At 45.2% G+C, this 1,506-nt stretch carries 1 protein-coding gene and 1 pseudogene; both read right to left on the bottom strand.

Annotated features, from left to right (window positions below; translation table 11 throughout):
- Positions 1-418, bottom strand: a pseudogene (locus H6S82_RS32585) (spermidine/putrescine ABC transporter permease PotC); the annotation flags it as partial.
- 136 nt (positions 419-554) lie between these two features.
- Positions 555-1,506, bottom strand: a 952-nt coding sequence (locus tag H6S82_RS32580; protein ID WP_199318018.1) for an ABC transporter permease, incomplete at its 5' end; no start/stop codon positions are given.

Below are 1,506 nucleotides of genomic sequence, written 5' to 3'. Positions count from 1 at the left end.
CGATCGTCCACAAGCTGAGACGAACTTGAATTACTGCTAAAAATACCAAGGTGGCAACGGCGATCGCAATATCTGGAATAATCAGCGGCAGGTACGATATCCCCATATATAAAGTTCTGCCAGGAAATCGGTAACGCGCCAAACCAACAGCCATCAAGGTACCGATGACAGCTGAAATACCGACAGCACAAAAAGCTACTATTAAACTATTTTGCAAAGCGGCGATAATCCGGGTATCGTTGAACAGCTTTTGATACCAATCGAGGGTGAATCCCTCCCAATTAGCGCTGTAGCGGGATTTATTAAAACTGTAAAACGCCAGTACCAGAATCGGGAGGTACATGAAAAAGTACATTAGCAGGGAGAAAAGCGCCTGCCAAGAAACGGGATATTTAGCTACAGACGGAGATTTGTTCATTGCTTCAGGCAGTGGGGGAGTGGGGGAGGAAAGTCAAAAGTCAAAAGTCAAAAGTCAAAAAAGGGGCTAGGGGAGAGGGAAAAGGGAAAGGCAGAGGAAGAGGGAGGAATTTTGAATGATTGAATGATTGACTTTTCTAACGTGCAGCGTTTCGATCGCCGAATTTGAGCAAAAGTGCGATCGCAATACTCACAGCTAAAATTAGCACCATACTGAGAGCCGACCCAAAACCCCAGTTCTGAGTCGCACCTAAAAATTGGTTGTAAATCAAACGCGATATGGTCATACTGGAAGCGCCTCCCAGCAATTCCGGGTCGATGAAATCGCCCACACCGATAATTAAAACTAGCAATGAACCGGCCACAATTCCCGGCATTGTTTGCGGTACTGTCACCTTCCAGAAAGTTTGCGCTGGATTTGCTCCTAAATCAGCTGATGCCTCTAGCAAACGCCGATCCAATTTTTCCAGAGAAGAGTAGAGAATTAATACCATATAAGGTAAATAGCTGTAACTCATCCCAATTAAAACCGCTGGCCAGTCGTTCAGCAAATTCCAGGGTAAAAGTGGCAAGTGCGGTAGTAAAAATGGTATGTTAAAACTGATCGGGAACGAGTTGCAACTGTCAATTAACCAGTTGAGAATGCTGAGTAATGGATTGAGTGCGGGTTGTAAAAATGAGTTAATAACTCCGCTGGGACGCAGAATCGTGATCCAAGCATACGATCGCAACAGCGATGAAGTCCACAAGGGCAAAACGAAACCCAACAGCAGCAAATTTCGCCATTGTTTGGGTGACATGACTGCAATCCAGTATGCAACTGGAAATCCCAGCACCAAACAAGCTATTGTGGAACCACCTGCAAAAAATAAGGTTCTCTTCATTACTTGCAGGAAAGTGGGATCGAACTTAGATGGCAAGCATTGTTCAAATCCAAACGCCCTGCAAAAGTTATCGAATCCGGAAGGGTTGACTACTTGTCCGGGTCGAATATCTGGCACCAAACTTAGCTCAAAAATGATCAAAGTTGGCAACACTAGCAACAGCAGCAACCAAATGCCTGCCGGCCCTAGAAATATCAGGGGTTCC

This window comes from Planktothrix sp. FACHB-1355 (assembly GCF_014748295.1).
Lineage (GTDB): Bacteria > Cyanobacteriota > Cyanobacteriia > Cyanobacteriales > Aerosakkonemataceae > Aerosakkonema > Aerosakkonema funiforme_A.
The sequence above is the reverse complement of the archived record's forward strand: the minus strand, read 5'-3'. Positions and strand labels throughout refer to the sequence as shown.